Source organism: Bradyrhizobium sp. CCBAU 53351 (assembly GCF_015291745.1).
GTDB lineage: Bacteria > Pseudomonadota > Alphaproteobacteria > Rhizobiales > Xanthobacteraceae > Bradyrhizobium.
This window is the reverse complement of sequence record NZ_CP030059.1, coordinates 6,962,372-6,988,956: the sequence shown is the minus strand read 5'-3', so window position 1 is coordinate 6,988,956 and position 26,585 is coordinate 6,962,372. Positions and strand designations below refer to the sequence as shown.

At 65.5% G+C, this 26,585-nt stretch carries 28 protein-coding genes and 1 other RNA gene; 13 read left to right on the top strand and 16 right to left on the bottom strand.

Annotation, left to right across the window (positions count from 1 at the left end):
- Nucleotides 1–251: 251 nt before the first annotated feature.
- The gene (locus XH83_RS33295; RefSeq protein WP_194404790.1) at nucleotides 252–1,319 is read right to left on the bottom strand and encodes an acyltransferase family protein; all 1,068 of its coding nucleotides are present in this window, start codon (nucleotides 1,317–1,319) and stop codon (nucleotides 252–254) included.
- Between the two features lie 202 nt (nucleotides 1,320–1,521).
- On the opposite strand from XH83_RS33295, the gene XH83_RS33290 reads away from it, so the two are divergent.
- The 6 genes from XH83_RS33290 to XH83_RS33265 all read left to right on the top strand — a co-directional run bounded on the left by XH83_RS33290 (nucleotide 1,522) and on the right by XH83_RS33265 (nucleotide 8,424).
- Complete coding sequence (locus XH83_RS33290) at nucleotides 1,522–2,838, top strand: UDP-glucose/GDP-mannose dehydrogenase family protein (RefSeq protein ID WP_194404789.1); 1,317 nt, start codon at nucleotides 1,522–1,524, stop codon at nucleotides 2,836–2,838.
- 119 nt (nucleotides 2,839–2,957) lie between these two features.
- On the top strand, nucleotides 2,958–5,432 hold the full coding sequence (hrpB, locus tag XH83_RS33285; RefSeq protein ID WP_194404788.1) for an ATP-dependent helicase HrpB: 2,475 nt from the start codon (nucleotides 2,958–2,960) through the stop codon (nucleotides 5,430–5,432).
- Between the two features lie 127 nt (nucleotides 5,433–5,559).
- On the top strand, nucleotides 5,560–6,072 hold the full coding sequence (locus XH83_RS33280; protein ID WP_194404787.1) for a TIGR02281 family clan AA aspartic protease: 513 nt from the start codon (nucleotides 5,560–5,562) through the stop codon (nucleotides 6,070–6,072).
- A 58-nt stretch (nucleotides 6,073–6,130) separates the two neighbouring features.
- A complete protein-coding gene (locus tag XH83_RS33275; protein WP_194404786.1) occupies nucleotides 6,131–6,427 on the top strand; it encodes a nucleotidyltransferase family protein in 297 nt (98 codons plus the stop codon).
- Nucleotides 6,408–6,707, top strand: a complete 300-nt coding sequence (locus XH83_RS33270; protein WP_246776372.1) for a DUF86 domain-containing protein — start codon at nucleotides 6,408–6,410, stop codon at nucleotides 6,705–6,707. The genes XH83_RS33275 and XH83_RS33270 overlap by 20 nt, the downstream gene beginning before the upstream one ends.
- Before the next feature lie 217 nt (nucleotides 6,708–6,924).
- Nucleotides 6,925–8,424 (top strand): phosphomannomutase/phosphoglucomutase, encoded by a 1,500-nt coding sequence (locus tag XH83_RS33265; RefSeq protein WP_194404785.1) that lies wholly within the window; start codon nucleotides 6,925–6,927, stop codon nucleotides 8,422–8,424.
- Nucleotides 8,425–8,434: 10 nt separating this feature from the next.
- On the opposite strand, the gene XH83_RS33260 is transcribed toward XH83_RS33265, so the two are convergent.
- The 3 genes from XH83_RS33260 to XH83_RS33250 form a co-directional block, all read right to left on the bottom strand.
- Nucleotides 8,435–9,274 (bottom strand): sterol desaturase family protein, encoded by an 840-nt coding sequence (locus XH83_RS33260; protein WP_194404784.1) that lies wholly within the window; start codon nucleotides 9,272–9,274, stop codon nucleotides 8,435–8,437.
- 9 nt (nucleotides 9,275–9,283) lie between these two features.
- Complete coding sequence (locus tag XH83_RS33255; RefSeq protein ID WP_246776371.1) at nucleotides 9,284–9,595, bottom strand: cysteine rich repeat-containing protein; 312 nt, start codon at nucleotides 9,593–9,595, stop codon at nucleotides 9,284–9,286.
- 73 nt (nucleotides 9,596–9,668) lie between these two features.
- Complete coding sequence (locus tag XH83_RS33250; RefSeq protein WP_194404783.1) at nucleotides 9,669–9,890, bottom strand: hypothetical protein; 222 nt, start codon at nucleotides 9,888–9,890, stop codon at nucleotides 9,669–9,671.
- A gap of 181 nt (nucleotides 9,891–10,071) precedes the next feature.
- Between XH83_RS33250 and XH83_RS33245 the strand changes: the two genes are divergently transcribed.
- On the top strand, nucleotides 10,072–10,794 hold the full coding sequence (locus XH83_RS33245; protein WP_194404782.1) for a response regulator: 723 nt from the start codon (nucleotides 10,072–10,074) through the stop codon (nucleotides 10,792–10,794).
- Nucleotides 10,791–12,143: a cell wall metabolism sensor histidine kinase WalK gene (locus XH83_RS33240; RefSeq protein WP_246776370.1), complete on the top strand. Its 1,353-nt coding sequence runs from the start codon at nucleotides 10,791–10,793 to the stop codon at nucleotides 12,141–12,143. Before XH83_RS33245 ends, XH83_RS33240 begins: the two co-directional genes overlap by 4 nt.
- A gap of 3 nt (nucleotides 12,144–12,146) precedes the next feature.
- Here the strand turns inward: XH83_RS33240 and XH83_RS33235 are convergent, their stop codons facing one another.
- The 9 genes from XH83_RS33235 to XH83_RS33195 all read right to left on the bottom strand — a co-directional run bounded on the left by XH83_RS33235 (nucleotide 12,147) and on the right by XH83_RS33195 (nucleotide 19,535).
- Nucleotides 12,147–12,656 carry an Lrp/AsnC family transcriptional regulator gene (locus XH83_RS33235; RefSeq protein WP_025032510.1) on the bottom strand — a complete coding sequence of 170 codons (510 nt, stop codon included), beginning with the start codon at nucleotides 12,654–12,656 and terminating at the stop codon, nucleotides 12,147–12,149.
- A 102-nt stretch (nucleotides 12,657–12,758) separates the two neighbouring features.
- Nucleotides 12,759–13,676, bottom strand: coding sequence for a sugar kinase (locus tag XH83_RS33230; RefSeq protein WP_194404781.1), 918 nt, complete (start codon nucleotides 13,674–13,676; stop codon nucleotides 12,759–12,761).
- Nucleotides 13,677–13,682: 6 nt separating this feature from the next.
- Nucleotides 13,683–14,621, bottom strand: coding sequence for an NAD(+) diphosphatase (gene nudC / locus XH83_RS33225; protein WP_194404780.1), 939 nt, complete (start codon nucleotides 14,619–14,621; stop codon nucleotides 13,683–13,685).
- Nucleotides 14,622–14,630: 9 nt separating this feature from the next.
- Complete coding sequence (locus XH83_RS33220; protein ID WP_194404779.1) at nucleotides 14,631–15,050, bottom strand: HIT domain-containing protein; 420 nt, start codon at nucleotides 15,048–15,050, stop codon at nucleotides 14,631–14,633.
- A gap of 171 nt (nucleotides 15,051–15,221) precedes the next feature.
- Complete coding sequence (locus tag XH83_RS33215) at nucleotides 15,222–16,349, bottom strand: muconate cycloisomerase family protein (RefSeq protein ID WP_194404778.1); 1,128 nt, start codon at nucleotides 16,347–16,349, stop codon at nucleotides 15,222–15,224.
- A complete protein-coding gene (locus XH83_RS33210) occupies nucleotides 16,346–17,101 on the bottom strand; it encodes an SDR family NAD(P)-dependent oxidoreductase (protein ID WP_194404777.1) in 756 nt (251 codons plus the stop codon). Before XH83_RS33210 ends, XH83_RS33215 begins: the two co-directional genes overlap by 4 nt.
- Nucleotides 17,101–17,895 (bottom strand): amino acid ABC transporter ATP-binding protein, encoded by a 795-nt coding sequence (locus XH83_RS33205; protein ID WP_194404776.1) that lies wholly within the window; start codon nucleotides 17,893–17,895, stop codon nucleotides 17,101–17,103. Before XH83_RS33205 ends, XH83_RS33210 begins: the two co-directional genes overlap by 1 nt.
- Nucleotides 17,892–18,554: an amino acid ABC transporter permease gene (locus XH83_RS33200; protein ID WP_194404775.1), complete on the bottom strand. Its 663-nt coding sequence runs from the start codon at nucleotides 18,552–18,554 to the stop codon at nucleotides 17,892–17,894. The genes XH83_RS33205 and XH83_RS33200 overlap by 4 nt, the downstream gene beginning before the upstream one ends.
- Nucleotides 18,555–18,689: 135 nt before the next feature.
- Nucleotides 18,690–19,535: a transporter substrate-binding domain-containing protein gene (locus XH83_RS33195; RefSeq protein ID WP_194404774.1), complete on the bottom strand. Its 846-nt coding sequence runs from the start codon at nucleotides 19,533–19,535 to the stop codon at nucleotides 18,690–18,692.
- A 181-nt stretch (nucleotides 19,536–19,716) separates the two neighbouring features.
- On the opposite strand from XH83_RS33195, the gene ffs reads away from it, so the two are divergent.
- From ffs to XH83_RS33170, 5 genes are all read left to right on the top strand, one after another.
- Nucleotides 19,717–19,813: signal recognition particle sRNA small type (gene ffs, locus XH83_RS33190), an RNA gene on the top strand.
- Between the two features lie 95 nt (nucleotides 19,814–19,908).
- Nucleotides 19,909–21,747 (top strand): DNA polymerase III subunit gamma/tau, encoded by a 1,839-nt coding sequence (locus tag XH83_RS33185; RefSeq protein ID WP_194404773.1) that lies wholly within the window; start codon nucleotides 19,909–19,911, stop codon nucleotides 21,745–21,747.
- A 26-nt stretch (nucleotides 21,748–21,773) separates the two neighbouring features.
- On the top strand, nucleotides 21,774–22,094 hold the full coding sequence (locus XH83_RS33180) for a YbaB/EbfC family nucleoid-associated protein (RefSeq protein WP_194404772.1): 321 nt from the start codon (nucleotides 21,774–21,776) through the stop codon (nucleotides 22,092–22,094).
- A gap of 1 nt (nucleotide 22,095) precedes the next feature.
- Nucleotides 22,096–22,698, top strand: a complete 603-nt coding sequence (gene recR, locus XH83_RS33175; protein WP_194404771.1) for a recombination mediator RecR — start codon at nucleotides 22,096–22,098, stop codon at nucleotides 22,696–22,698.
- A 30-nt stretch (nucleotides 22,699–22,728) separates the two neighbouring features.
- Nucleotides 22,729–23,166 (top strand): hypothetical protein, encoded by a 438-nt coding sequence (locus XH83_RS33170; protein WP_194404770.1) that lies wholly within the window; start codon nucleotides 22,729–22,731, stop codon nucleotides 23,164–23,166.
- A 155-nt stretch (nucleotides 23,167–23,321) separates the two neighbouring features.
- Here XH83_RS33170 and XH83_RS33165 read toward each other — a convergent pair whose 3' ends face one another.
- From XH83_RS33165 to XH83_RS33155, 3 genes are all read right to left on the bottom strand, one after another.
- Nucleotides 23,322–24,680, bottom strand: coding sequence for an MFS transporter (locus XH83_RS33165; RefSeq protein WP_194404769.1), 1,359 nt, complete (start codon nucleotides 24,678–24,680; stop codon nucleotides 23,322–23,324).
- 193 nt (nucleotides 24,681–24,873) lie between these two features.
- On the bottom strand, nucleotides 24,874–25,227 hold the full coding sequence (locus XH83_RS33160) for a GIY-YIG nuclease family protein (protein ID WP_371746371.1): 354 nt from the start codon (nucleotides 25,225–25,227) through the stop codon (nucleotides 24,874–24,876).
- 79 nt (nucleotides 25,228–25,306) lie between these two features.
- A complete protein-coding gene (locus XH83_RS33155) occupies nucleotides 25,307–26,503 on the bottom strand; it encodes a DNA recombination protein RmuC (RefSeq protein ID WP_194404768.1) in 1,197 nt (398 codons plus the stop codon).
- Between the last annotated feature and the right edge of the window lie 82 nt (nucleotides 26,504–26,585).

The following is a 26,585-nucleotide window of genomic DNA, read 5'->3' as shown; positions in this document are numbered from 1 at the left end:
AATGTATGAATTTTTGCGGGCTTTGACAGCCTTGAGTGGGGGATTTTTGGCTTGCTGGCGCCGCTATCCCCACTGTCATTCCCCGCGAAAGCGGGAATCCAGTACGCTGCGGCTTTTCGGCTTGACCACTGGCGTCTCGGCGTACCGGGTCCCCCGGTCCCGGCTACGCAACGCTTCGCCGGGCTCTTCGGTGTTGGGCCGTCGAAGCTCAAGCGAAGACGGCAAGCCGGGCGACGACAGCGAGAGTGTGGCTACTCCGCCGCCTGCAACCGTACGCCGGCCTTCTTCGGCGCGATCCAGAACGCGTCCGGCCGCTCGAACAGGAAGCGCGCGTTGAGGCGCAGCGCGATCTGCCAGATCGCGAGCGCGCCGAGCACGCCGGCGACGGTGACGATCAGCGACACCGTGCCGATGTCGGGGATGATACCGCTGCGCAGCAGCAGCGTCCGCGTTGCCGCCATCGGCAGGAAGAAGGCGAGATAGATCACGATCGAATGCTCGCCGCAGAAGCGCAAGGCGTTCATCCAATTTGCACGCGCGAGCAACGTGCCCATCGTAATGATCGCGCAGGCGCCGGCAAAGCCGAGCAGCAGCGAGACGATCGCCCATTCGCTGACGCCCCAAGCGACGAGGCCGGCATTCACCAGCGCCCAGGTCGCGAGCGCCGCGAGCGCAAGCGCTGGATGCTTCCGTGCGCGATCCGACAGCGCGAACACGTAAGGCGCGAACAGATAGCCCGAATAGAAATAGACAAAGCGCGCGGAAAATTCGTCGATTGTGGTCCAGCCGGTCGTGATGCGGGACGTCTCGAGCGCGGCGGCAATGAGCCAGATCGCGAGGGGCGGCATCTTGCGTGTCAGTTTTGTGACGACGAAGAAGATCGGCAGCAGATAGATGAACCACAGCGTGCCGAACGGCTCGATGAAGGATTCCAGATACAACAGGCCGGCGTGGTGCCAGCTCGTCTCGGCGGCGAAAGCGGGCGCCTTGAATCCGAATTGGATTGTCACCCAGACGACATAGAAATAGGCGAAATGCACCACTTTGCGGTCGAGATAGGTGCGCCAGTCGCGGTCGATCACCAGCGCCAGGAACAGGCCCGAGATCAGGAAGAAATCCGGCATCCGGAATGGCTTTGCGAAGGCCACGGCGACATGCATGAAACCGGTCTCGCCGGCGGCGAGCTCGACCCCCAGCACCGAATGCATCATCACGACCATGATGATGCAGATGCCCTTGGCGTAGTCGACCCAGTCGACACGTGCGGCAGCCGTGGCCTCAACGCCTCCGCTGCCTGCGATTGTGCCTGTTGGTGCCATGGTGTCTCTTTTCGAGGCGTGTTCCGCCCCGTCCTGTTCGGGGGCGGGTCAGTGTGGGGCCGCTACGGTTTCCCACTTCTTTACCGATTCACTTCCCGTGCCGCTTTTTTCGCTGCGGACTGTTCCTTCCCCGCGAGAAAATGCTAAACCGCCCCGCGCCGGGGTTTCATTTTCGTTAACCAATCTAAAAACAGGGATTTTCATGCGTATCGCGATGATCGGCACCGGCTATGTGGGACTGGTGTCCGGAGCTTGCTTTGCCGATTTCGGTCACGACGTCACCTGCGTCGACAAGGACGAGAAGAAGATCGCGGCGCTCCATCGCGGCGAGATCCCGATCTATGAGCCCGGCCTCGACGAGCTGGTTGCGACCAACGTGAAAGCCAAGCGGCTCGACTTCACCACCGACCTGAAGAAGCCGGTCGCAGAAGCCGATGCCGTCTTCATCGCGGTCGGCACGCCGTCGCGCCGCGGCGACGGCCATGCGGACCTGTCCTACGTTTACGCCGCCGCGAAAGAGATCGCGCAGTCGCTTTCCGGCTTCACTGTCGTGGTGACGAAGTCGACCGTGCCTGTCGGCACCGGCGACGAGGTCGAGCGCATCATCCGCGAGGCCAATCCCAACGCCGACGTCGTGGTCGCGTCCAATCCAGAGTTCCTGCGCGAGGGTGCGGCGATCCGCGACTTCAAGTTTCCCGATCGCGTCGTGGTCGGCACCTCCGACGAGCGCGGCCGCAAGGTGATGGGCGACATCTACCGTCCGCTGTCGCTGAACCAGGCGCCGCTGATGTTCACCGCGCGCCGCACCGCCGAGATGATCAAATACGCCGCGAACGCGTTCCTTGCGACCAAGATCACCTTCATCAACGAGATCGCAGACCTGTCCGAAAAGGCCGGCGCCAACGTGCAGGAGGTCGCGCGCGGCATTGGCCTCGACAACCGCATCGGCACCAAATTCCTGCATGCCGGTCCCGGCTTCGGCGGCTCGTGCTTCCCGAAGGACACCAAGGCTCTGATCAAGATCGCGCAGGACTACGACGTGAGCTTGCGCATCGTCGAATCCGTGCTGGCGGTGAACGAGAACCGCAAGCGCGCGATGGCGCGCAAGGTGAGCCAGGCGCTCGGCGGCAATCTGCGCGGCAAGACGGTTGCCGTGCTCGGCCTCACCTTCAAGCCCGACACCGACGACATGCGCGATGCGCCGTCGATCCCGCTGGTCACAGGCCTCATCGACATGGGCGCGACGGTCAAGGCGTACGATCCCGTCGGCATGGAGCAGGCCAAGGGCGAACTGCCTGACATCACCTATTGCGAGGACGCCTATTCCTGCGCGCAAGGAGCCGACGCGCTCGTCATCGTCACCGAATGGGTGCAGTTCCGCGCGCTCGATCTCGACCGGCTGAAGAGCGTCATGGCGCAGCCCGTCGTCGTCGATCTGCGCAACATCTACCGCCCCGAAGACATGGAAGCCGCCGGTTTCACCTACGACAGCGTCGGCCGTCCGCCGGTACAGGGCTGATGATTCTCGATCGCGGATGATTCCGTCATGGCCGGGCTTGCCCCGGCCATCCACGTCTGTTTTCTAGTCCAGGACGTGGATGCCCGGCACAAGGCCGGGCATGACGACCGGATAGATATTTGCCCCGCAATTTCGACACGCCCCTCCCGATCGATGCCGTGCTCGACGAGCTCTCGCGCACGCTGGAGGCCAATAACGCCGCCGTGCTCGTGGCGCCGCCCGGCGCCGGCAAGACCACGCGCGTGCCGCTCGCCCTGCTCGATGCCCCCTGGGCTAAGGGCAAGAAAATCATCGTGCTGGAGCCGCGCCGTATCGCGGCGCGTGCCAGCGCCGACCGCATGGCCAAATCGCTGGGCGAGCGCGCTGGTGAGACCGTCGGCTACCGTGTCCGCTTCGGCTCCAAGATCTCGCGCGCGACGCGCATCGAGGTGGTGACCGAGGGCATCTTCACCCGCCAGATCCTCGACGATCCCGAACTGTCAGGCATTGCCGCCATCCTGTTCGACGAATTTCACGAGCGCTCGCTCGATGCCGATTTGGGCCTCGCGCTGGCCCGTGATGCGCAGACCGGCCTGCGCGAGGATCTGCGCATCCTCGTGATGTCGGCGACGCTCGACGGCGCGCGCGTCGCAAAGCTGCTCGGCGAGGCACCCGTCGTCGAAAGCGAGGGCCGCGCCTTCCCGGTCGACACCCGCTATCTCGGCCGCAAGGCGGATGCACCGATCGAGCGGCAGATGGCCGATGCGATCGCGTCCGCGCTGCGCGCCGACAGCGGCTCCGTGCTGGCCTTCCTGCCGGGCGCCGCTGAAATCCGCCGCACCCAGAATTTTCTCGGCGAGCGCGTACAGGATGCATCGATCGAGATCGTGCCGCTGTTCGGCGCGCTCGATGCCGCCGTGCAGGACCGCGCCATCGCGCCGGCACCCAAGGGCACGCGAAAAGTGGTGCTGGCGACCTCGATCGCGGAGACCTCGCTGACGATCGAAGGCGTGCGCATCGTGGTCGATTCCGGGCTGGCCCGCGTGCCGCGCTACGAGCCCGACATCGGCCTGACGCGGCTCGAGACCGTGCGTGCCTCCCGTGCGGCGGTGGACCAGCGCCGCGGCCGCGCCGGCCGCACCGAGCCCGGTGTCTGCTACCGGCTCTGGGACGAGCCGCAGACCGCGTCGCTCGCGCCCTACACCCAGCCGGAAATTTTGAGCGCCGACCTGTCCTCGCTGGTGCTCGATCTCGCGCAATGGGGCGTCGCCGATCCCGCCGCGCTGTCATTCCTCGACCCGCCGCCGGCGCCGGCCTGGAAGGAAGCCAAGAGCCTGCTCTCCGAGCTCAACGCGCTCGATGGCGACGGCCGCATCACCGCGGAGGGAAGAAGCCTGCGCGCGCTGGCGCTGCCGCCGCGGCTGGCGCGCATGATCGTGGATTCGCATCGCGCCGGCGAGGGCGAAGCCGCCGCGGAGATCGCCGCCATCATCACCGAGCGCGGGCTTGGCGGCGACAGCGTCGACCTCGAGCATCGGCGCGACCAGTTCCGCCGCGATCGCTCACAGCGCGCTTCAAGCGCGCGCGACCTGGCGCGGCGCTGGGCCTCGCAAGTGGCGGCGTCGGAGAAAGCGGGGTCGCAGGAGGATCTTTCGACCGGCCTGATGCTCGCTTATGCGTTCCCGGATCGCGTCGCACGCAATCGCGGCAATGGCAGCTTCGTGCTCGCCAATGGCCGTGGTGCGGCCGTCGAGCAGACCTCCTCGCTCGCCCGCGCGCCCTATATCGCGATCGGCGAAATGACGGGCACGGCGGCCAGCGGCCGCATCCTGCTCGCCGCGCAAATCACGGAGGGCGAGATCGAGCGGCATTTCGCCGAGCATATCGAGAGCGCCGACGAGATTTCCTTCGATCGCGGCGCGATGGCGTTGCGCGCGCGGCGCAAGCGCGTGTTGCATGCGATCACGCTGTCGGAAGCCACGCTCGCGGTCTCTCCATCGGAGGACACCGCGCGCATCCTCGCCGATGGATTGATCGCCGCTGGTCTCGACCGGCTGCCCTGGTCGAAGGCCGCCAAGCAATGGCGCGACCGCGTGATGTTCTTGCGCAAGGCCGAGGGCGACAACTGGCCCGACCTGTCGGACGAAGGGCTGATCGCGCGGCGTGACGACTGGCTGGTGCCCGCGCTCTACGACAAGATCGCGCTGAAGGACATTTCCCCCGGCGATCTCTCCGACGCGCTGATGGCGCTCTTGCCCTGGGAGATGCGCGCGCGGCTCGACCGCGAGGCGCCGACGCATTTCGAGGCGCCCACCGGAAGCGTGCTCGCGATCGACTACGAGGCGGAGCAGGGGCCAACGATCGCGGTGCGGCTGCAGGAATTGTTCGGCCTCAACACCCACCCCTCGATCGCGGCCGGCAAGGTGCCGCTGGTGCTGGAACTGCTGTCGCCGGCCCAGCGCCCGGTGCAGGTGACGCGTGATCTCCCGGGCTTCTGGCGTGGCAGCTACAGTGCCGTGCGCTCCGACCTGCGCGGCCGCTACCCGCGCCATCCCTGGCCGGACGATCCGGCCAGCGCAGTGCCAACCCGCCGGGCGAAGCCGCGCGGGACGTGAGAAACACGCCGGCCCATTAACCCTCCGCTCATCCTTTTCGTCAAAATAGCAGCGCTCCGGCTGCGGCTCCGCTCGCGGACGGACGCCTCGCGTGGTGAAATCGGGCTTTCGGCTCGGAAGTGGTGTAATGCGTAACATTATGATCTTCGCGGCCGTCATGATCGGCCTCGGCACCTTCATGGCGCAGATGGCGGACAAGATGAGCTCGGCGTCCGCCACGTCGGCGCCGCGCACCACGGTCGCAGTTGCGTCGACCGCGCCGGCCGGCGGCCGCAGCCTCGCCATTTCCCGCGACGGCCGCGGTCATTTCCAGACCGAGGGCCGGATCGAGGGGCAGCGCATCGGATTCATGGTCGACACCGGCGCCTCCGTGGTTGCGCTGAATGAGACCTCGGCGGCCCGCTTTGGTCTTCGTCCCTCGCGCAGCGAGTACAACGCCACCGTCTCCACGGCCAACGGCACCATCAAGGCCGCGCGCACCCGCATCGCCATGCTCGATGTCGGCGGCCTCATCGTGCGCGACGTCGATGCCATGGTGCTGCCCGACGCGGCGCTGTCGGAGAACCTGCTCGGCCTCTCCTTTCTGTCCCGCCTGAAGCGCTTCGAGTATGCCAACGGCCAGATGGTGCTGGAGCAATAGACTGGCTCTGGGCCGGGGAGGCCTCCCTTAAGGCCAGTTTGGGTGCTATATTCCGCCCATGGACAGGCCCGACCCGATTACCATCCTGCGACAGTCCGAGCACGCCCTTCGCGAGCGGGGCGTTTTGCATGCCGCGTTGTTCGGTTCGGTCGCGAGGGGTGACAATCATCCCGGCAGCGATATCGACATCATGGTCGAGATCGATCCAGACGCGCGGATCACTGTCTTCGACTACGTCGAGCTCAAGGAATACATCTCCAATCTGTTTGATGGCCCGGTTGACGTCGTCAATCGCGACGGTCTGAAATCATACGTTGCTCCTGCCGCGACGGCCGATGCTGTCTATGCCTTCTAATCGGATCGACGGGACCCTGCGGGACATCTTGCATCACATCGATTTGGCAGCCGAGTTCGCCGGCACGGCAGATCGCCAGGCATTCGCGGCGGACCTGCGGGCGGTCTATGCTGTAACGCGCTGTCTGGAGATCATTTCAGAAGCCTCTCGCCGTCTGCCGGAGAAGCTGAAAGAAAGGCACCCAGCGATCGCATGGAGACAGATGGCGGCGGCAGGCAATGTCTATCGCCACAACTATGAAGATGTTGCAGCACATCTTGTGTGGGAGACTGTTCAGTAGGCTCTGCCAGCCCTCAAGGCAGTCGTCGAAGAGGAGATAGCACGGCTGCAGAGTTAGCCCATTCCGGTCATACATTTGGTGTCGCCTTCGCGGTAACGTTTCTTCGTTACCAAACTGCCGCAATTATCGGCCATAAGCCTGCATTCCCGCCTTCCGCCGCGGCCCGGCATTCGCTAAGGCTGCCTCAATTCCCGCCCCCATTCACGAGACCGTCTCAATGTTCCCGAAGCCGAAATCCGTATTGTTGCCCAACACCTACGCCTTCGAATCCGAGCCGATGGTGAAGCCGACGGGCTTTCGTGAATACGACGCGCGCTGGTTGTTCCAGAAGGAAATCAACCTGATGGGTGTGCAGGCGCTCGGCATGGGGCTGGGCGCGTTGATCGCCGAACTCGGCGTCAAACAGGAGATCGTCACCGGCCACGATTTCCGCGGCTATTCGGCCTCGATCAAATACGCGCTGATCTCCGGCCTGATGGCCGCGGGCTGCAAGGTGCACGACATCGGGCTCGCGGTGACGCCGATGGCCTATTTCGCGCAGTTCAATCTCGATGTGCCCGCCGTTGCAATGGTCACGGCCTCGCACAACGACAACGGCTGGACCGGCGTGAAGATGGGCGCCAACCGTCCGCTGACCTTCGGCCCCGACGAGATGACGCGGCTGAAGGAAATCGTGCTCAATGCCGAATTCAAGAACAAGGCGGGCGGCTCCTACCAATTCCACGAGAATTATCCGGCGCGCTACATCGCCGATCTCACCTCCCGTCCCAAGTTGAAGCGCAAGCTCAAGGTCGTCGCGGCCTGCGGCAACGGCACAGCGGGCGCGTTCGCGCCGCAGGTGCTGGAGGCGATCGGCTGCGAGGTGATCCCGCTCGACACCGAGCTCGATCACACCTTCCCGAAATACAACCCGAATCCGGAAGACATGGAGATGCTGCACGCGATCCGCGATGCGGTGCTGCATCACAAGGCCGATGTCGGCCTCGGCTTCGACGGTGACGGTGACCGCTGCGGCGTCGTCGACAACACCGGCGAGGAGATCTTCGCCGACAAGGTCGGCGTCATGCTGGCGCGCGACATGTCGGCGATCCACAAGGACGCGCATTTCATCGTCGACGTGAAGTCGACCGGCCTGTTCGTCACCGATCCCGTGCTGCAGAAGCAGGGCGCCAAGACCGACTATTGGAAGACCGGCCATTCCTACATGAAGCGCCGCACCAACGAGACCGGCGCGCTCGCGGGCTTCGAGAAGTCCGGCCATTTCTTCTTCAACAAGCCCTATGGCCGCGGCTATGACGACGGCCTCGTGTCGGCGATCGCGATCTGCGACATGCTCGACCGCGCCCCCGGCAAGTCGATGGCGGATCTGAAGGATGCGCTGCCAAAGACCTGGTCGTCGCCGACCATGTCGCCGCATTGCGCCGACGAGACCAAATACGGCGTCATCGACCAGGTGGTGAAGCACTTCGAAGGTCTGCAGGCCAAGGGCGCCAAGATCGGCGGACAGTCGATCCGCGATCTCGTCACCGTCAACGGCGTACGCGTCACGGTCGAGGACGGCAGCTGGGGCCTGGTCCGCGCCTCCTCCAACAAGCCCGAGCTCGTCGTGGTGGTCGAGAGCCCGGTCTCCGAACAGCGCATGCACGACATGTTCGAGATGGTGAACAGCGTGCTGCGCACCCATCCCGAAGTCGGCGAGTACAATCAGAAGATCTGATCGTTCGCGCTCAGCCTCCCGGCGGCCCGAACAGGGCGCGCAGCTTCGCGCTTGCGCCGCGCGTTTTCCAGGCGTCGCCCAGCATTGCGATCCATTCGCCCAGCGCGATCCGGATCGGGTTGAAGGACGGGGTGCCGCCGACCAGGCCGAAACGGAGCGGCTGATCCGTGGGACGCTCGGCAAAGGTGCCGAACAGGCGGTCGGACACGATCAGGATGCCGCCGTAGTTCCTGTCGAGACACGGCTCGTTGCAGGCATGATGTACGCGATGATGGCTCGGCGTGTTGAGCACCCATTCGAGCACGCCGAGCTTCGGCGCGAAGCCGCTGTGGATGAAGAACTGATAGAGCAGGTTGATCCCGAGCATCGCCACGATCGCGAGCGGGTGAAAGCCGATCAGAGCCAGCGGCAGGAAGAACAGGAAATTGCCCGAGATGTTGCCGGTCCAGCCGAGCCGGATCGCCGCCGTCAGGTTCAGTCGCGTCGTCGAGTGATGCACCGCATGGGTCGCCCACATCCAGCGAATCCGATGCGAGGCGCGGTGCTGCCAATAGTACAGAAACTCGCTGCCCATGAATAATCCTGCGAGCGCAAGCGGAGCGGTCTGCTCGAAGTCGAACAGCCGGTGTTCGTACAGGAAGGCGAACGGCACGGCGAGAATACCGGCCTCGATCGCACGGAGCAGGTTCTGTCCCAGCGCGACGCCGAACGAGGCGACGCTCTCGCGCCAGTCGTGGGTGTCGTGGTGTGCGAGCCGGCCGATGCCATATTCGAGCAGCATCAGGCCGATAGCGGTTGCCAGGATCGCGCGCCGAATCGTCGGATCGAGCAGGAGAGAAGCATAGGCCACGACGTCCTCCTATTTCGGGGCGACGCCGGCGCGGACGGCGCCGTCCCGTAGCGCCTGCGCGCGAGGCAGCGCCTGTGCGCAGGACGAGGTGAGCTGGCCGGCATGGGATTGCAAGCAGGCCAGGATGCGTCCGCCACCCGGCGCGACGTTGCTGCAAAGGCCCTCATAATCGGGACGGCAGGCCTGCATGACGGTACGCGCTTCGTTGCGCATCTGCGGCGTGATCTGCGTTTGCAGCTGGCTCTGGGCCCATGCGGAGGTCGAGGCGCCGAGGACGACGATGGCCGCAGCTTGCGGCAGGGCACGGACGATAGATGTCATGGTGCTGATCCTTTCTGGTCTGTTTCGATGGACCGTCGCTGCCCCGGGGTAGATGCGGCGACGGTCCGCCCGCTCAGCGCGAGACCGTGCCGGTGCGGGTGTAGGTGTTCCCGGCAGGACCGGTGCGTGTGGCGCTGCGCGTGCAGCTGCCATTGGCGCAGCTGCCGCTCACGGTGACGCTCGAGGTGCCGCGCGGCCCGCTCGCCGTCGCCGACCGCGTCCAGGCATTGGCATCGGCTGCCGCGGCAACCGAGAGGGTGCCGATGACGAGTGAGGTCAGGAAGAACTTGGTCATGGTCGTCGTCTCCTTGTGGGGGCTGCCGTAAGCGGAGCCACGGGAAGAGACTGGTCGGGCCGCGTCTGCGGCGCATTGCCGACACGAAACGATTGTTATGGCTTTGTCGGCCTCGTGTAACACTATGTAACAAGAGGGCCCGCGCCCTTGCTTGACGCCGGCCGTTGCTCACAATGCGGTCATGAACACGCAAGCAGCCACGATTCTCATGGTGGAGGACGACCCGGAGATCAGCCGCCTCGTCGCCGACTTCATGCGGCGCGAGGGGTTCGAGATCGCCTGCGTCGCCGACGGCAAGGCGATGGACTCGATGCTCCAGCGCCTGCGGCCCGACCTCGTCATCCTCGATCTGATGCTGCCGGGCGAGGACGGACTTTCGATCTGTCGTCGCTTGCGGGCGGACGATTCGCTTCCGATCCTGATGCTCACCGCCAAGAGCGACGAGATCGATCGTGTCGTCGGTCTCGAAATGGGCGCCGATGATTATCTGACGAAACCGTTCGGGCCGCGCGAGCTGCTGGCGCGCGTCCGTGCCATCCTCCGTCGTGCCGGCGGGGTACCGGTAAAGCCTCTGCTTCGGCGCTTTGCGTTCGACCGCTTCGTCATCGATCTTGATTCGCGCAGCGTCGAGACCGTCGAGGACCCGATCGCGGCGCTGCAATTGACCAGTGCGGAGTTCGATCTGCTCGGCTGCTTCGTGCAGCGCCCGCGCCGGGTGCTGACCCGCGACCAGATCCTCGACTGGACGCGTGGACGTTCGGCCGAACCGTTCGACCGCACCGTGGACATGCTGATTTCGCGGCTGCGCAAGAAGCTCGACGGCGCCAGTCCCGGCTCCAACCTGATCACAACGGTGCGCAATGGCGGCTATCTCTTCACCGCGAACGTGAAGCAGGTGTCATGATGCTGCGCGTGACGCTCGCCGCCCGGCTGGCTCTGATCGGACTGGTCGGATTCACGGTTGTGGTCACCGTCGTCCTGGCGGTCTTCTATCGAACCACGGTGCACGAAAACGAGCTGACGCGGCCTTCGCCGGCGCGGCTCGATGCGCTGGCAACGCTGCTCGAGCGCATGTCCGGCGACGCGCGGCAGGCCGTTCTCGATGCGGTGTCGTCGCCGCAATTCATGGCGCGGATCGTGCCGTCGGGCGCGCCGGTTGCCGGCGAGACGCCGCCGCAGCAGGCACAGTTGCGCGAGACCTATGCGGCCGGCCTTGCGGGCCGCGCGGTGGAGATCGTATCTCCGCCCGATCATCGCGCCAGCCGTCTGTTTCCCCGTCTCGCACGGCTGATGGCCAATGCCGTCGAATTCCGCATCGGACTGCGCGGCGGCGATCTTCTCATCATCGATGCCTATACCCGCCTGCCGGTGACCCCGTTCGGCCTGCCCGTCGGCTTTGGCGCCGGCCTGTTCGGCTCGATCGTGGCGCTGCTGGCGCTGATCGTCATGCAGCGCGAGACGCGACCGCTGGCGCAGCTCGCCGCGGCGGTCGATCGGGTCGATCTGTCGGCCGATCCTCCGACGCTGCCGGACGCCCGCCGCAGCGCGCCGGAAATCCGTGCCGTCATCGCCGCGTTCAACCGCCTGCAAGGCCGCCTCGCCGAGATGTTGCGTGCACGCATGACGCTGGTCGGGGGCATCGCCCATGACGTCAGGACGTTCGCTACCCGGCTGCGGCTACGGGTCGAGCACATCGCCGACGATACCGAGCGACAACGGGCGGTCGCCGACATCGACGACATGATCCGGCTGCTGGACGATGCGCTGCTGTCGACGCGGGCCGGCGCCGGCGGCCTGTCACAGGAAATGGTCGAGCTCGCTGCGCTGATCGGCGTCGAGGTGCACGACCGGCGCGTTCAGGGCAAACCGGTCGCCCTGGTGACGGACGAGCGCGCCCGGAATGCCGTCGTGCTCGGCGACCGGCTGGCGCTGCGGCGGATCTTCGCCAACATCATCGACAATGCGCTCGCCTATGGCCACGCTGCGCATGTGCGAACCGCGACGAAGGACGGTGCCTTCCTCGTGTCGATCGACGATGAAGGGCCCGGCATTCCCGCCGATCAACGCCAGACCGTGCTGGAGCCGTTCCATCGGCTGGAGAAGTCGCGCAATCGCGCGACCGGCGGCGCGGGCCTCGGCCTCGCGGTGGTGCGCAGCCTGGTCGAGGCCCATGGCGGAACGATCGAGATCGCAGCGGCCCCGGGCGGAGGCACCCGCGTCAACGTCGCGCTGCCGGTATTTCGGCCGGCGTGAGACTCAGGCCGCCACCACCGCCGGGATCGGCAGCGCCGTCACCGACTTGATCTTCTCCATCGCGAAGCGCGAGGTGACGTTCTTCAGCGGCACGGCGCTGATCAGCTTCTTGTAGAACACGTCATAGGCCTGCATGTCCGCGACCACGACGCGCAGCATGTAATCGACGTCGCCGGCCATGCGATAGAACTCCATCACCTCGGGCATGGCGCTGACGGCTTCGGCGAACCTTTTCAGCCAGGCGTCGGAATGGTCGGAGCTCTCGACCGACACGAACACGGAGATGCCGAGCCCGATCTTGTTCTGGTCAACCAGGGCAACCCGCTTGATGATCACGCCGTCGGCCTCCAGCCGCTGGATACGCTTCCAGCAGGGGGTCGAGGACAGGCCGACGCGGTCGCCGATCTCAGCGACGGAGAGGGAGGCATCCTCCTGGAGTACCATCAGGATTTTGCGATCGATGGCATCGAGGCGGCGGCTGGTCTCGGGGATCTGGACGGCGACATCAGTCATTTGAAGAACGTTGTTCCATTTCAAGGGCTGATTTCCCTGATATAGAGAAAATCCTTCCACAGCAAGCCCATAATCTCGGCGCAACAGTGGATTGCTCCAGGGTCAGTTGTGCAAAAGCTCTTCAACTTCAACGCGTTGTGGGGCGGCTTGGCCACCGCCATGGCGGGTGCATTTCAGCGCTGCGGCGGCCGCGGCGAATCGCAGCGCCTCCCGGACCTCCGCGCCCTCGGCGAGGCGAAGCGCGAAGGCGCCATGGAAGACGTCGCCCGCGCCGAGCGTATCGACCGCCTCGACCGGGAAGGCCGGGATCTCCTCCAGTTCGCCTGTCTCGTTCAGCCAGATCGTGCCGCGCGGGCCGCGGGTTGCGGCGAGGAAGGCCGGCGTCAGCTGCGCGAGGCGCCTCAAGGCCTCGCCGTCATCAGCGATACCGGCCGTCTCCTGCACCTGTTCGCTGGCGAACAGCAGGTGCGAGGCGGCGGTCAGCAGGCCGTCCTGCAACGACATCGCGCGGTCGACGCCGACGATGACGGGAATGCCGCGCCGGCGTGCTTCGGTGCAGAGGGAGATCGCGAACTCCGCACAGCGGCTCTCGACCAGGACAGCCCGGCAGTCGTCGAGCAGCGTGTCGTCATCGGGCAGCTTGACCGTCCACAGCGCGGGATCGCGATAAATCGTCAGCGTCCGCTCACCTGTCGCGTCGATGATGATCGCAGATACGGGCGTGCTCACATCGGGCATGCGCACGATATGGCTGGTCTCGATGCCTTCGGCGGTCATGCGATCGAGGATAAAGCCGCTCGACATCTCGCGCGCATCGCCCATCGGTCCGGTGAACGCGGCGCGGCCGCCAAGTCGCGCGATCGCGATGGCGGCATTGAGCGCATTGCCGCCGCAGATCTCGGCGAGATGCGTGGCGTTGGCCTTGCTGCCGCGCGCGGGCACGGCCTCGACCCGAAATGTGAGGTCGCGCACGGGAATGCCGATGCAAAGGATGCGCGGCGCGGCCTTCGGTAGCGCCATCGGCGGTCAGCTCTTGTCGTGGACCCAGCGGCCGAGCAGGTGGTGGGCGATGGCGAAGGGATGCGGGCCGGCGAGCCCGTCTGGATGCGTCCGCGTCAGCATCAGGGCGGCCTCCTCGCGCGTGAACCAGCGCGCGTCCTCCAGCTCCATGCGGTCGACGACGATGTCCTCGCTCACGGCCCGCGCGCTGCAGCCGATCATCAGCGACGACGGATAGGGCCAGGGCTGCGTCATGTAATACTGCACGTCGGTGCAGCGAATGCCGGATTCCTCCAGGATCTCGCGGCGCACCGCGTCCTCGATGGTCTCGGCGGCCTCGACGAAGCCGGCGAGGCAGGAATACATGCCGGGGGGAAACTGCTTCTGGCGGCCGAGCAGGCACTTGTCGCCGGAGGCAACGTGCATGATCACGACCGGATCGGTGCGCGGAAAGTGCTCGGCCTTGCACGCCGGACAATCGCGCTTCCAGCCGCCTTCCTTCATCGCGCTGCGGGCGCCGCAATTGGCGCAATAGCCGTGACGCTGGTGCCAGCTCACCATCGATTTCGCCATCGCGATCGCCGAGAGCTCCTCGGGCGGGATCGCGCCCTGCATCGCCATGCCACGCAGCTCGGTCACGGTGTAGTCCTCACGCCCCACCAGCTTCTCGGCGGCGGCCTGCGCCAGGCCCATGCCGAACACCGCGGCGCCGTCACGCAGGCCGAGAAAGATGGTGCCGGGATTGGCGCCGCACTTCAGGGCCTCGTCGATCGAGAGCAGCGCGCGAATCTTGTCGCCCTCGCGCTTGACCAGCAGCGAGTCGCGATAAACGACATAGGCGCGCGAAGTCGGCTTCTGCTCCATCGCGAACAGCTTCTCGTCGTCGCGGCGCAGATGCGCGGCGCGATCGAGGATGTTGGTGACGAAGGCGGGCTGTCCCAGCGGAAAGGCGTCGAATGCTGACATTATATTCCTTCAACCCAACCAGATCTTGCGGCGAAGCGCGCTGATGAAACTCTGAACTTCTGCGGCGTCGTGCGCCAAGGGCGGCATCACGCCCCAGACCGGCCGCGGCCAGGCGGCGTCGCTGGTGCGGCGCGCGATGATGTGAACGTGAAGCTGCGGCACGAGGTTGCCGAGCGCGGCGACATTGAGCTTGTCGCATTTGGTGATCTCCTTCAGCGCGCGCGAGACGCGGGAGATCTCGGTCATCAGCTGCGCCTGCTGCACCTCGTCGAGATCGATGATCTCGACCGCATCGGGGCGCCGCGGCACCAGCAGCAACCAGGGATAATGCGCGTCCTTGATGACGAGCACCTTCGACAGCGGCAAGTCGCCGATGTCGATGGTGTCCTCTTTCAGGCGGGAGTGCAGCGACCAGGCGGGATCAGACATAGGTGTTTCCGAATGCCCGATGGGATCGGGCTTGTTGGGCACGAGCATACGATAGGGAGTTGGCAAGGGGAAGGTTGGCGGCTCCGCTGCTCACGCATACACGATCGTCGTCCCGGACAAGCGTCAGCGCAGACCCGGGACGACAGCTGGGTTCGTCGCGCGACCGGCGGCTCACGCCTCCGCCAGCACCCTTGCGTTAGCACGAACCGAGGCTTCGCTGACGCGGATGCCGAGGCCGGGGCCGTCGGGCGCCACGACATGGCCGCCGCGATTGGCGATGCGCTCTTCCAGCACGTCCTCGGTCAGCACATGATGCGGCATGTAGAACTCGCAGCCGAGCGAAATGCCCGGCGTCGCCGCGATCAGCTGCGTGCCGGCGGCCAGCCCGATGCCGCCCTCCCACAGCGTGCCGCCATAGCCGGGCAGGCCGGCGATGTCGGCAATCGCCATGATCGCCTGCGCCTCGAACAGGCCGCCGGCCTTCATCAGCTTGATCGAGACGGCGTCGGCCGCCTCGCGGCGTACCACCTCCATCATGTCGCGGCGATCGAAACAGCTTTCGTCGGCGAGTACGGGCGTCTCCAGCGCGGCGGTGAGCTGCGCCATCACGTCGAGATATTTGCGCGGCACCGGCTGCTCGATGAAGGTCGGGGCGAACGCCTCGACATCGCGCAGGATTTTTATTGCGCCGAACGGTGTCAGCGCCTGGTTGTAGTCGACGCGCAAGTCCACCTTGTCACCGAATTCCTTGCGGATCGTCTCGAGATGATCGAGGTCCTCGCGATGCGATTTCACGCCGGTCTTGACCTTGTAGATGAAATTGCCGTCAGGAACCATTTTCCGCATGCGCTCGAGGTCCGCAGCGAAATCCGGATCGGCGATCGAGAAGGAGAGGGGAATGGTGTCGCGCACGCGGCCGCCGAGCAAATCGGCGACCGACAGCCCCGATGATTTGCCGACGATGTCGAGCAGCGCCATCTCTACCGCGACTTTTGCTTCCGCGTGTCCGACCAGCGCGCGGTCGAGCTCCGCCATCAGCGCGCGGATGCGGCGAACCGGTTTGCCCAGAACGATGGGCCGCAAATAGATGTCGAGCGCGGAGAACGCGGCCTCAGGTGTTCCCGTGAAGACCTCCCACGGCGCCGCCTCGCCCCAGCCGACCACGCCGTCGCTCGAGGTCAGCTCGATCAGCACCCGTTTCACGGTGCCCTTGACGTTGCCGACGCCCTGCAGGCGGGCCATCTTGATCGGGCTCTCGATCAGGAACAGCCTGATGCGCTCGACGGTTGCTTCGCTCATGTCAGGCCTCCATTGACGTGCCAGACCTGGCCGGTGACGTAGGACGCCTTCGGTGATGCCAGGAAGGCGATGATTTCTGCGACTTCCTCCGGACGGCCGCGGCGGCGCATCGGGATCAGCGCTTCGGTGGCCGCGATCTGATCGGGCGACAGCCGGTTCTCGCTCGGTCTGTCCTTGACGATGAGGCCCGGCGCCACCGCGTTGACGGTGATGCCGTCGCCCGCGAGCTCGATCGCGGTGAGGCGCACCAGCGCTTCCAACGCGGCGCGGCTCGCGGCGGTCGCAGCGAACGGCGCGAAATCAGGTCGTATCGCATGCGCGACAAAGGACGATACCGCCACGATGCGCGCGTCTTGCCCCGCGCGCAGCAGCGGCAGCGCGGCATCGACCAGCCGCGTGAAGGCCAGCGCCGATTCGTCCATGGCCCTGCGGAACTCATCCGCTGGCGTGCCAATCGCACTACCGCGCCGGGCATGGCCGCCGACGAGAACCAATCCATCGAGCCGGCCGAATGCAGCTTGCGTGGCCGCGACGGCGTCGGTGGTTGCTGTTGCTTCGGCGAGATCGCCGAGGCATTTGGCGACGGCAGCGCCCTTCGCTTCGGCTTCCGTTGCGGTCGTGTCGAGACCTTCCGCGTTGGAGCGCGTGTGCAGCAGCAGCCCGGTGCCGGACGCGGCGAGCAGTTTTGCGGTGGCACGGCCGATGCCGCTGGCGGCGCCGGTGACGAGATAGACGCGATTGATATCAGACATCAGGATGCTGCATTGACCGGCGGCAATGCGCCGGTGCGATGGAAATGGCTGAGGAAGGCGCGCGTTGCCGCTTCCCTTGGGTTGTCGATCACCTGCCGCGCCGGGCCTTCCTCGACGACGATTCCGTCGCGCATGAAGATCAGGCGGTCGGCAACCTCGCGAGCGAAGGCGATCTCGTGGGTGACGATCACCATGGTCATGCCTTCGGACGCGAGCTGCTGGATCACGTTCAGCACCTCGCCGACGAGCTCCGGATCGAGCGCCGAGGTCGCCTCATCAAACAGCATGACGTCAGGCTCCATGGCGAGCGCGCGTGCGATCGCGACGCGCTGCTTCTGGCCGCCCGAGAGCGTCGCCGGATATTGGTCCGCCTTCTCCGCAAGGCCGACCTTGGCGAGCTGCGCCCGCGCAAGCTTCTCGGCATCGGCCTTGGCCATGCGCCGCACCGTGACCGGCCCTTCCATCACGTTCTGCAGCGTCGTCATGTGCGGAAACAGGTTGAAGTGCTGGAACACCATGCCGGTGGTGGCGCGGAATTTTGCCAGCGTCTTCACGTCCGGGAGTTCTGCGCCGTCGCCGAAGGCAAAGCGCGTGTCGCCGACGCGGACGCTGCCGCCGTCGGGTACGACCAGCAGATTGATGCAGCGAAGCAGCGTCGATTTGCCTGACCCCGACGGTCCGATCAGCGCGACGACGCCGCCCTTGGCGACGTCGAGATTGATGTTCTTCAGGACCTCGTTGCTGCCGAAGCTCTTGCGTAAGGCTCGGATCTCTATCTTTTGCGTCTCGCTCATTCGCTCACCGCCAGTCGCTTCTCGCCGCGGCGGACCAGGATGGTGAGCGGGATCAGGATCGCCGCATAGGCGACTGCGACCGCGGTGTAGGTCTCCAGCGGCCGGTAGCTGTCATGGGCGGCGACCTGGCTCTGGTAGACGAGGTCGGGCACCGCCAGCACCGAGACCAGCGAGGTGTTCTTGAACTGGATGATCGACTGATTCATCAGCGCCGGGATCATGCGCTTGATCGCCTGCGGCAGCACGATGCGCCGCATGCTCTGTCCCGGCGTCATGCCGAGCGCGGCACCGGCTTCCGACTGGCCTTTGTCGATCGAGATGATGCCGCCGCGAATGATCTCCGAATAGAACGAGCCGCCATAGAGCGAGAGCGCCAGCGCCGAGGCCGTGATCGGCGTCATCTCGACGCCGGCGAGGATCGGCAGCGCATAATAGAACCAGATCAGCTGCACCAGGAGCGGCGTGCAACGGAACGCTTCGATGAAGGTGAGGGCGAGAAGGCGCACGGGCTTGAAGCGTGACAGGCTGCCGAACGCGCCGAACAGGCCGAACACCAGGCCGAGCACGACGATCACCACGGTAAAGCCGACGGTGACGCCAAGCCCGTTGAGAAAGAGCCAGCGATAGCTCCAGAGGATGCCGAAGTCCCACTGATACATGCGTGATTAACTCAATCGTGGGTTCCGTTTGCACCGTCATTCCGGGGCGCGACGAAGTCGCGAACCCGGAATCCAGAGATTGTAGCGCGAGATTCCGGGTTCTCGCTTCGCGAGCCCCGGAATGACGGGTGAAACTTACAACGAAACGCCCGGCGGAATGTCCGCTTCCGTCACGCCCACCAGCTCCATGTTGGTGATGATCGCGTTGCGGATGAAGCCGAGGCCCTTGTTGAAGTCGATCCAGGTGTTGACGTAGTCGCGCCAGGTCTTGTCGGCCTCGCGGCGGAAGCCGGCATTGGACGTCGTCGCAAAGATCGGGGTCGGCAGCACGAGCTGGCCGAGCGAGGGGTTCTTCTTCAGCACGGTCAGCGACAGCATCGTGATCAGGCACTGCGCGTCGACGCGGCCGGTCTGCAGCGCGGCGGTGGCGTCGTCGGCGGTCTTCAGCCGCGTGATCTGCGCCTTCGGCGTCAGGCGGCTGACAACCTGGTCGTGCGAGGAGCCCTGGTCGACGGCGATCTTGATGTCGGGCGAGTTCAACTCGGCCCAGCTCTTCGGCTTGAAGTCCTTCTTGCAGAGGATGGCGAAGGCGTTGTTGAAGACCGGCACCGAGAAGTCGATCACCAGCGCGCGCTTCGGGGTCGGGTTGAGGCCGAAGAAGATGTCGATCTTGTTGGCCTGCAGATCCAGCACCGAATTACCCCAGGTGGTCTCGGTGATCTCGAGCTCGGCCTCCATGTCGTCGGCGAGCCCCTTGGCAATGTCGATGTAGAAGCCCTTCCACTGGCCGCTGGACAGATCCTTCATGTAATAGGGCGCGCCGCCGCCGACCGCGCCGATCCGCATCTTCTTGGTCCGGCGGATGCGGGCGAAGGTCGATTCGTTCGGCTCGGCGGTCTGGGCCACGGCGGGCGCGGCCAGCGCAGCCGCGGTCATCGCGCCAAGTCCGACAATCGATGCAACATCACGACGTGTAACCATTGGGATCACTGCTCTTCTGGTTGGACGGGTTCCGTCAGCGTTCTTAGCAAGGCGGTCCCATCGGCGAAAGCACAGCCTATCGGCTGGGCAGGCCGGCAATTGCCCGGATGCTGGGCAGGAGCAACCTGATCCGGGCGATACCCGCTTGCTTTCCGGCTCCTTTGGCCCCAAATAGAGACCGGGAGATTGGCGGTGGACGAGCCACTCGCCAACCGGGTCAGGTCCGGAAGGAAGCAGCCCTAACGAGGTCCGGATCGGGTCGCTCGTCAGTCTCCTACCTGTTTTTCGAGCGAACCAGCGCCGGCGGCACCAGCCGCCAGCGCGCTCCTTTCCGCAAAAGCCGGCCACGAGACATTTCATTGCGGATCGACTGATGACCGACGCTGGCGCCCCTCCCAACCCCGATAGCGCCGGCCTGGCCGGCAACGCGCCGTACCGGGTGCTGGCGCGCAAATACCGCCCCTCCAGCTTCGACGATCTGATCGGCCAGGAGGCCGTGGTCCGCACCGTTTCCAATGCGTTCGAAACCGGGCGCATTCCGCAGGCCTGGATCCTCACCGGCGTCCGTGGCGTCGGCAAGACCACCACCGCGCGCATCCTGGCCCGCGCACTCAACTACGAGATGCCGGATGGTTCGGTGAAGGGGCCGACCATCCACATGCCGACGCTGGGCGTGCATTGCCAGGCGATCATGGAAAGCCGGCACATGGACGTGCTGGAGATGGACGCGGCCTCGCACACCGGCGTCGACGACGTCCGCCAGATCAACGACAGCGTGCGCTACGCGCCGGCCAGCGCCCGCTACAAGGTCTACATCATCGACGAAGTCCACATGCTGTCGACGGCGGCGTTCAACGCCTTCCTGAAGACGCTGGAGGAGCCGCCGGAGCACGCCAAATTCGTGTTCGCGACGACCGAGATCCGCAAGGTTCCGGTCACGGTGCTGTCGCGCTGCCAGCGTTTCGACCTGCGCCGCGTCGAGGCCGACGTGCTGATGAAGCACCTTGCCAATATCGCCACCAAGGAAAACGTCGAGATCGAGCCGGAAGCGCTCGGCATCATCGCGCGCGCCGCCGAGGGTTCGGTGCGCGATTCGCTGTCGCTGCTCGACCAGGCGATCGCGCATGCGGCAGGCACCGTGAAGGCCGATGCGGTCAGGCAGATGCTGGGCCTTGCCGACCGCACCCGCGTCATCGACCTCTTCGCGTCGCTGGCACGCGGCGACATCGCGGCTGCTTTCAAGGAGTTCCGTGATCAGTACGATGTCGGCGCCGATCCCATCGTCGTGCTCTCGGACCTCGCCGAATTCGTCAATTTCGTCACCCGCGTGAAGATCGTGCCGGCGACCGCCGACAACGTCGCCTATGGCGAGACCGAGCGCGTGCGCGCCAAGGAGTTCGCCGCGAAGATCTCGATGCGCGTGCTGTCGCGGATGTGGCAGATGCTGCTCAAGGGCATCGCCGAGGTGCAGGCCGCGACGCGTCCCGCCGCCGCCGCGGAGATGGTGCTGGTGCGCATCGCCTATGTCGCCGACCTTCCGACACCCGACGAAGCCATCAGGATGCTGGAGCAGAACGGCGGCGGCTCGCCGGTCGTGAGCGGCGGCAGTGCTGCGCGCAGCAGCGCGCCGGCCGCGCCGATGGCCTCCGCAGCGCCGGTTTCTGCCGCGCCTGTTCGCATGCCGACATCATCGCCATCGGCTTTCGGCGGTGGCGCCCGGCCGCAGATGGCCGCGCCCGCCCCGGATCCGCAAGGCGCCGCGCCGCAACTGCGCATCACGAGTTTCACCCAGCTCGTTGCGCTCGCGGGCCAGAAGCGCGACCTCATGACCAAGGGCGCGCTCGAAGGCGACATGCGCCTCGTTCGTTTCGAGGAGGGCCGGCTGGAGGTCGCGCTCGAGCCCAACGCCTCCAAGACCATGATCTCCGAGCTCGCAAAGAAGTTCGAGCAGTGGACCGGCCGGCGCTGGACCATCATCGTGTCGAACGAGCAGGGCCAGCCGACGCTGCGCTCGGTGAACCAGGCTGCCAAGCAGGAGCATGCGCGTACCGCTGAGGCCGATCCGCGCGTGCAGGAGGTGCTGTCGCGTTTCCCCGGCGCGAAGGTCGTCGAGGTCCGCAGGCTTGCCCCGGAGACGCCGGAAACCAATATAAACACCGACTATGGCAGTGATGATCCGCCCGACGGTTCCGACGCCGACGAAGATCTCTGAGCCGACCTTTTCAAGGACAGACACCGATGGCTGATTTTCTCGGCATGATGAAGCAGGCGGCGCAGCTGCAATCCAAGATGCAGGAGATGCAGGAGCAGCTCGCCAACGTGGAAGTCGAGGGCATCTCCGGCGGCGGCCTCGTTGCCGTGCGCATGACCGCGAAGATGGACGTCAAGGCAGTCAAGATCGATCCCTCGCTGATGAAGCCGGAAGAGCGCGAGGTGCTGGAAGACCTGCTCGTCACCGCCATGGGCGATGCGCGCCGCAGGGCGGAGGCTGCGATGCAGGAGAAGATGCAGGCTCTCACCGGTGGGCTCGGCCTGCCGCCGGGGCTGTTCGGCCAATAATATGGGCGCTGTTGCAGGTCCTGAAATCGAGCGGCTGGTCCAACTGCTCGCGCGGCTGCCGGGCCTCGGTCCGCGCTCGGCGCGGCGCGCGGCGCTGCATCTGATCAAGAAGCGCGAAGCGCTGATGATGCCGCTGTCCTCGGCCCTGCAGGTCGCGCTCGACAAGGTCGAGGTCTGCAAGACCTGCGGCAACATCGACACGCAGAATCCCTGCACGGTCTGCACCGATCCGAAGCGCGATCCATCCATCATCGTCGTCGTCGCCGACGTCGCCGACCTCTGGGCGCTGGAACGGGCCAACGCGACCCAAGGGCGCTATCATGTGCTGGGCGCGACATTGTCGCCGCTCGACGGCGTCGGCCCGCAGGATCTGACCATCGACGCGCTGGTTGCGCGCGCGCATGCGGCCGAGGTCCACGAAATCATCCTGGCGCTGAATGCGACGGTCGACGGCCAGACCACGGCGCATTACATCACCGACCTGCTTCAGGACGCCAATGTGAAGGTGACGCGGCTCGCCCACGGGGTTCCCGTCGGCGGCGAGCTTGATTATCTCGATGAAGGTACGCTATCGGCAGCGATGCGGCAGCGGACCCTGTTCTAGCCATCCCATAGATCTCACGGAACGGCCGACATGACGAAACTCTTCGCCACACGATTGGCATTGGTCGCGACGATGGCGATGCTGGTGACCCCGGCCATCGCCGCGCAGCAGGGTGACGACACGCCGCCGCCGTCCAAGCCCGGCAAGCCGATCAATACCGGCGACGTGCTGTCGGGCGAGCTGAACGCGATGAAGGTGCGCGACGTCAAGAAGGCGGGCAAGCGGATCGCGATGTACCAGATCACCTCCGAGCCGCGCCGCCTGCCGGCGCCGAACGGGCTGTGCAATCTGGAGACCGGGCCGGAGACCTTCCAGCTCGTCACCTCCAGCGACGCGCAGGCCACGCAGCTGAAATCGTTCGTCGGCAAGGAAATCTCCGTGAAGGTCGACGAGATCGCCTGCGCCAGCGATGCCGGCCAGATGAGCGAAGCCGTGATCACGAAGTGGAGCATCATCAGGAAGCAATAGGCGGCGTGTTCTCTTCGATCCCGGTGTCATCGCCCGCCTAGTGCGCAATTGCGCACAGGGGCGGGCGATCCAGTATGCCGCAGCCTCTCGGTCAATCACAATCGTCTCGGAGTACTGGATGCCCCGCCTTCGCGAGGCATGACAGCGAGTGGTGGCTACACCCTCACCGGCCCCAGCGCCTCGAAATGCCCGCGCCTCTGCAGCCAGGCCAGCAGAATCAGGCTCGGGATCGCCACCAGCACGCAGATCACGAAGAACAGCGGCCAGCCGGTCGCAGCCGCCACGAATCCGGCACCCGACGAGAGATAGGTCCGCCCCACCGCCGCGAGCGCGGTGAGCAGCGCATATTGCGTCGCCGTGTGCAGCGGGTTCTGACACAGCGCCGAGAGATAGGCGACGAAGATCACGGTGCCGATGGCGCTGGTGAAATTCTCGGCGCAGATGGCGAGCGCCAGCGCCCATTGATTGGTGCCGACGATGGCGAGCCAGGAGAAGGTCAGATTGGCCAGCGCCTGCACCACGCCGCCGATCCAGAGCGATGCCGCAAGCGGATAGCGCCGCGCGACGAAGCCGCCGGCAAATCCGCCGATCAGGGTCGCGGCGAGGCCGACGCCCTTCACGATGGCTGCATAGTCGTTGCGGGTGAAGCCGAGGTCGATCACGAACGGCGCGGTCATGGTGCCGGAGAAAGCGTCGGTGAACTTGAACAGCACGACAAAAGACAGCGCGGCGAGCGCGTCTTTCCTCGACAGGAACTCCGAGAAAGCCCCGATCGCCGCGTGCAGCACGCGCGCAAACGCAGTCTCCGTTTTCGTCGCGGCTTCAGCCCGCTCCGATTGCCCGGGCTCGGTCGCGGCCAGCGCCGTGATCGTGCCGATCAGCACCATCGCCGCCATCACCACATAGCCCCACATCCAGGCCGATTGCCGCGGAATGCCGGTGCCCTCGAAGCCCGAGACGATGAACAGCGCGCCCGCGGTCGAGACCAGCATGCCGATCCGGTAGGCGGCGACATAAGCCGCCATGCCGGCGGCCTGCTCGCTCTCCGGCAGGCTCTCGACGCGGAAGGCGTCGACCACGATGTCCTGCGTCGACGATGTCGTCGCCACCAGCAGCGCGCCCAGCGCGACGTAGAACGGCGATCGCGCGGGGTCGGTCATGGCCAGCAGCAGGATCGCGACGATCAGCAAGAGCTGCGAGAACAGCAGCCAGCCGCGCCGCCGCCCGAACGCGCGGGTGAACAGCGGCACATGCAGCGCGTCCACCAGCGGTGCCCAGAGGAATTTCAGCGTGTAGGGCGTGCCGACCAGCGCGAACAGCCCGATGGTCTTGAGGTCGACCCCGGCCTCGCGCATCCACACCAGCAGCGTCGAGCCCGACAATGCCAGCGGCAGGCCGGAGGAGAAGCCGAGGAACAGCACGATCAGCACCCGCGGCTGCAGGTAAACGGCAAGACTATCGCGCCAGGAGGTCGCAGGAGCGGCGGCGGGGGAGGTCGCGTCGGGTGCGGTCATGAGGGGGGTGTTAGCAGATTCTGGGGGAAAAGACTCTGGTGACGCCAGCGAGACGGAAAGTCGTCGATGCATCCTCGGTGTCATCGTCCGCGAAGGCGGACGATCCAGTAATCACCAGCGGCTCGATTCAATTTCAACCGCCGGGGCGTACTGGATGCCCCGCCTTCGCGGGGCATGACAGATCGAGACGGCGTCATGGTGGGCCAGCGATCTCGTGATAAAGATCATTCCAATTTGGGTTTTGCTGCTCGATCAACCGAACCTTCCAGGCCCTGTTCCACTTTTTGAGACGCTTCTCCCGCTTGATCGCGTTCTCGGGATCGTCGAACTGTTCGAAATAGACGAGCCTCGCGACGTCGTACTTTTCCGTGAAGCTCTCGATGAGTTTTGACTTGTGCTCTGCGACGCGGCGGATCAGGTCGTTCGTGACACCAATATAGAGAGTGCCGCCAATCTTACTCGCGAAAATGTAGACGTAGTAATGGCGTGCACCCGCTTGACCGCCTCCACCGCCGTCATCCTCCGCGAAGGCGGACGATCCAGTAATCACGGCATCTCGATTCAATCATAACCGCCGCAGCGTACTGGATGCCCCGCCTGCGCGGGGCATGACAGTGTCGCCCCGATCACTCCCCCGCCTGCAGCTTCCGCGGAAACAGCTCGCCGGCGCCTGCCACCAGGCGCGGTCCTTCCGGAGTATCGCTCTTGCTGAAATCGAGCTCCTCGATGCGGCCTGCGCGCTTTTCGATCTTGTCGGCGGAGATCAGGATCTGGCGGACGTCCTCGTTCGCATCGGAAAAATGCTTCTGCAGTTTGACCACGCGATCCCTGAGACGACCCAGGTCGTCGCCGAGCTTGATCACTTCGGTCTGGATCTGGTCGGCGGCATCGCGCATGCGCGCGTCCTTCATGATCTGCTGCATCACCTGGATCGCCAGCATCAGCAGCGAGGGCGACACCAGCACGACGCGGGCGCGGTAGGCCTTCTGGATCACGTCGTCGAAGCCGTCATGGATCTCGGCGTAGACCGATTCCGACGGCACGAACATCAGCGCCATCTCCTGGGTCTCGCCGGTAACGAGATATTTTTCGGCGATGTCGCTGACATGCTTCATCACGTCGCCGCGCAGCCGCTGCGTGGCAACGCGCTTCTCCTCGTCGGTGCGGGCGTCGTGCAGCGCCGTCATCGCCTCCAGCGGGAATTTCGCGTCGATGCAGAGCGGGCGCTGGTCGGGCAGGAACACGACACAGTCGGGCCGCTTGCCGGTCGAGAGCGTGAACTGGAACTCATAGGCCCCCTTGGGAAGGCCGTCCTGGACGATCGCCTCCATCCGCGCCTGGCCGAAGGCGCCGCGCGACTGCTTGTTGGCGAGCACGTCGCGCAAGGTCGTCACCTGCGTGGTGAGATCGGTGAGGTTCTTGTGCGCGCTGTCGATGATGCCGAGCCGCTCGTGCAATGCGCGCAGGCTCTCCATGGTGTTGCGGGTCGAGTGTTCCATGGACTGGCCGACGCGATGGGTCACCGAATCCAGCCGCTCGTTGACCGCCCGCGCCATCTCGGCCTGACGTCCCGCCAGCGCCTGGGTCATGGCGTCGACCCGGCCGGAAGACTCGCTCTGGGCGCGCAGCACCTCGCTCAAGCGCTCCTCGAGCTCGTCAGCCCGGATCGCATGTGCCATCGCGAGTTCCGCGCCGCGCCGGCCGGACCGCGCGATGACGATTGCGATGGCCACCAGCAGGATGAGGACGAGGGCCCCGAAGCCGATCAGCGCATCGATGGTGCGCACCGGCCATTCGCCCAGCATGAAAATGATCTCGTTCATGGCGCCTTGTAGCCGATTCGCCGGGCATTAGCGAACGAAGGGAGAACGTAGGCGGTTAATGCTCCCCTAATTTTTATGGTTA

Bases quoted from the DNA above. Each gene is read 5' to 3' on its own strand.
- XH83_RS33295 (WP_194404790.1), bottom strand. From the start codon at position 1,319: ATGGCACCAACAGGCACAATCGCAGGCAGCGGAGGCGTTGAGGCCACG.
- XH83_RS33290 (WP_194404789.1), top strand. From the start codon at position 1,522: ATGCGTATCGCGATGATCGGCACCGGCTATGTGGGACTGGTGTCCGGA.
- XH83_RS33280 (WP_194404787.1), top strand. From the start codon at position 5,560: ATGCGTAACATTATGATCTTCGCGGCCGTCATGATCGGCCTCGGCACC.
- XH83_RS33275 (WP_194404786.1), top strand. From the start codon at position 6,131: ATGGACAGGCCCGACCCGATTACCATCCTGCGACAGTCCGAGCACGCC.
- XH83_RS33270 (WP_246776372.1), top strand. From the start codon at position 6,408: ATGCTGTCTATGCCTTCTAATCGGATCGACGGGACCCTGCGGGACATC.
- XH83_RS33265 (WP_194404785.1), top strand. From the start codon at position 6,925: ATGTTCCCGAAGCCGAAATCCGTATTGTTGCCCAACACCTACGCCTTC.
- XH83_RS33255 (WP_246776371.1), bottom strand. From the start codon at position 9,595: ATGACATCTATCGTCCGTGCCCTGCCGCAAGCTGCGGCCATCGTCGTC.
- XH83_RS33250 (WP_194404783.1), bottom strand. From the start codon at position 9,890: ATGACCAAGTTCTTCCTGACCTCACTCGTCATCGGCACCCTCTCGGTT.
- XH83_RS33245 (WP_194404782.1), top strand. From the start codon at position 10,072: ATGAACACGCAAGCAGCCACGATTCTCATGGTGGAGGACGACCCGGAG.
- XH83_RS33240 (WP_246776370.1), top strand. From the start codon at position 10,791: ATGATGCTGCGCGTGACGCTCGCCGCCCGGCTGGCTCTGATCGGACTG.
- XH83_RS33235 (WP_025032510.1), bottom strand. From the start codon at position 12,656: ATGACTGATGTCGCCGTCCAGATCCCCGAGACCAGCCGCCGCCTCGAT.
- XH83_RS33230 (WP_194404781.1), bottom strand. From the start codon at position 13,676: ATGGCGCTACCGAAGGCCGCGCCGCGCATCCTTTGCATCGGCATTCCC.
- nudC (WP_194404780.1), bottom strand. From the start codon at position 14,621: ATGTCAGCATTCGACGCCTTTCCGCTGGGACAGCCCGCCTTCGTCACC.
- XH83_RS33220 (WP_194404779.1), bottom strand. From the start codon at position 15,050: ATGTCTGATCCCGCCTGGTCGCTGCACTCCCGCCTGAAAGAGGACACC.
- XH83_RS33215 (WP_194404778.1), bottom strand. From the start codon at position 16,349: ATGAGCGAAGCAACCGTCGAGCGCATCAGGCTGTTCCTGATCGAGAGC.
- XH83_RS33210 (WP_194404777.1), bottom strand. From the start codon at position 17,101: ATGTCTGATATCAATCGCGTCTATCTCGTCACCGGCGCCGCCAGCGGC.
- XH83_RS33205 (WP_194404776.1), bottom strand. From the start codon at position 17,895: ATGAGCGAGACGCAAAAGATAGAGATCCGAGCCTTACGCAAGAGCTTC.
- XH83_RS33200 (WP_194404775.1), bottom strand. From the start codon at position 18,554: ATGTATCAGTGGGACTTCGGCATCCTCTGGAGCTATCGCTGGCTCTTT.
- XH83_RS33195 (WP_194404774.1), bottom strand. From the start codon at position 19,535: ATGGTTACACGTCGTGATGTTGCATCGATTGTCGGACTTGGCGCGATG.
- XH83_RS33185 (WP_194404773.1), top strand. From the start codon at position 19,909: ATGACCGACGCTGGCGCCCCTCCCAACCCCGATAGCGCCGGCCTGGCC.
- XH83_RS33180 (WP_194404772.1), top strand. From the start codon at position 21,774: ATGGCTGATTTTCTCGGCATGATGAAGCAGGCGGCGCAGCTGCAATCC.
- recR (WP_194404771.1), top strand. From the start codon at position 22,096: ATGGGCGCTGTTGCAGGTCCTGAAATCGAGCGGCTGGTCCAACTGCTC.
- XH83_RS33170 (WP_194404770.1), top strand. From the start codon at position 22,729: ATGACGAAACTCTTCGCCACACGATTGGCATTGGTCGCGACGATGGCG.
- XH83_RS33165 (WP_194404769.1), bottom strand. From the start codon at position 24,680: ATGACCGCACCCGACGCGACCTCCCCCGCCGCCGCTCCTGCGACCTCC.
- XH83_RS33155 (WP_194404768.1), bottom strand. From the start codon at position 26,503: ATGAACGAGATCATTTTCATGCTGGGCGAATGGCCGGTGCGCACCATC.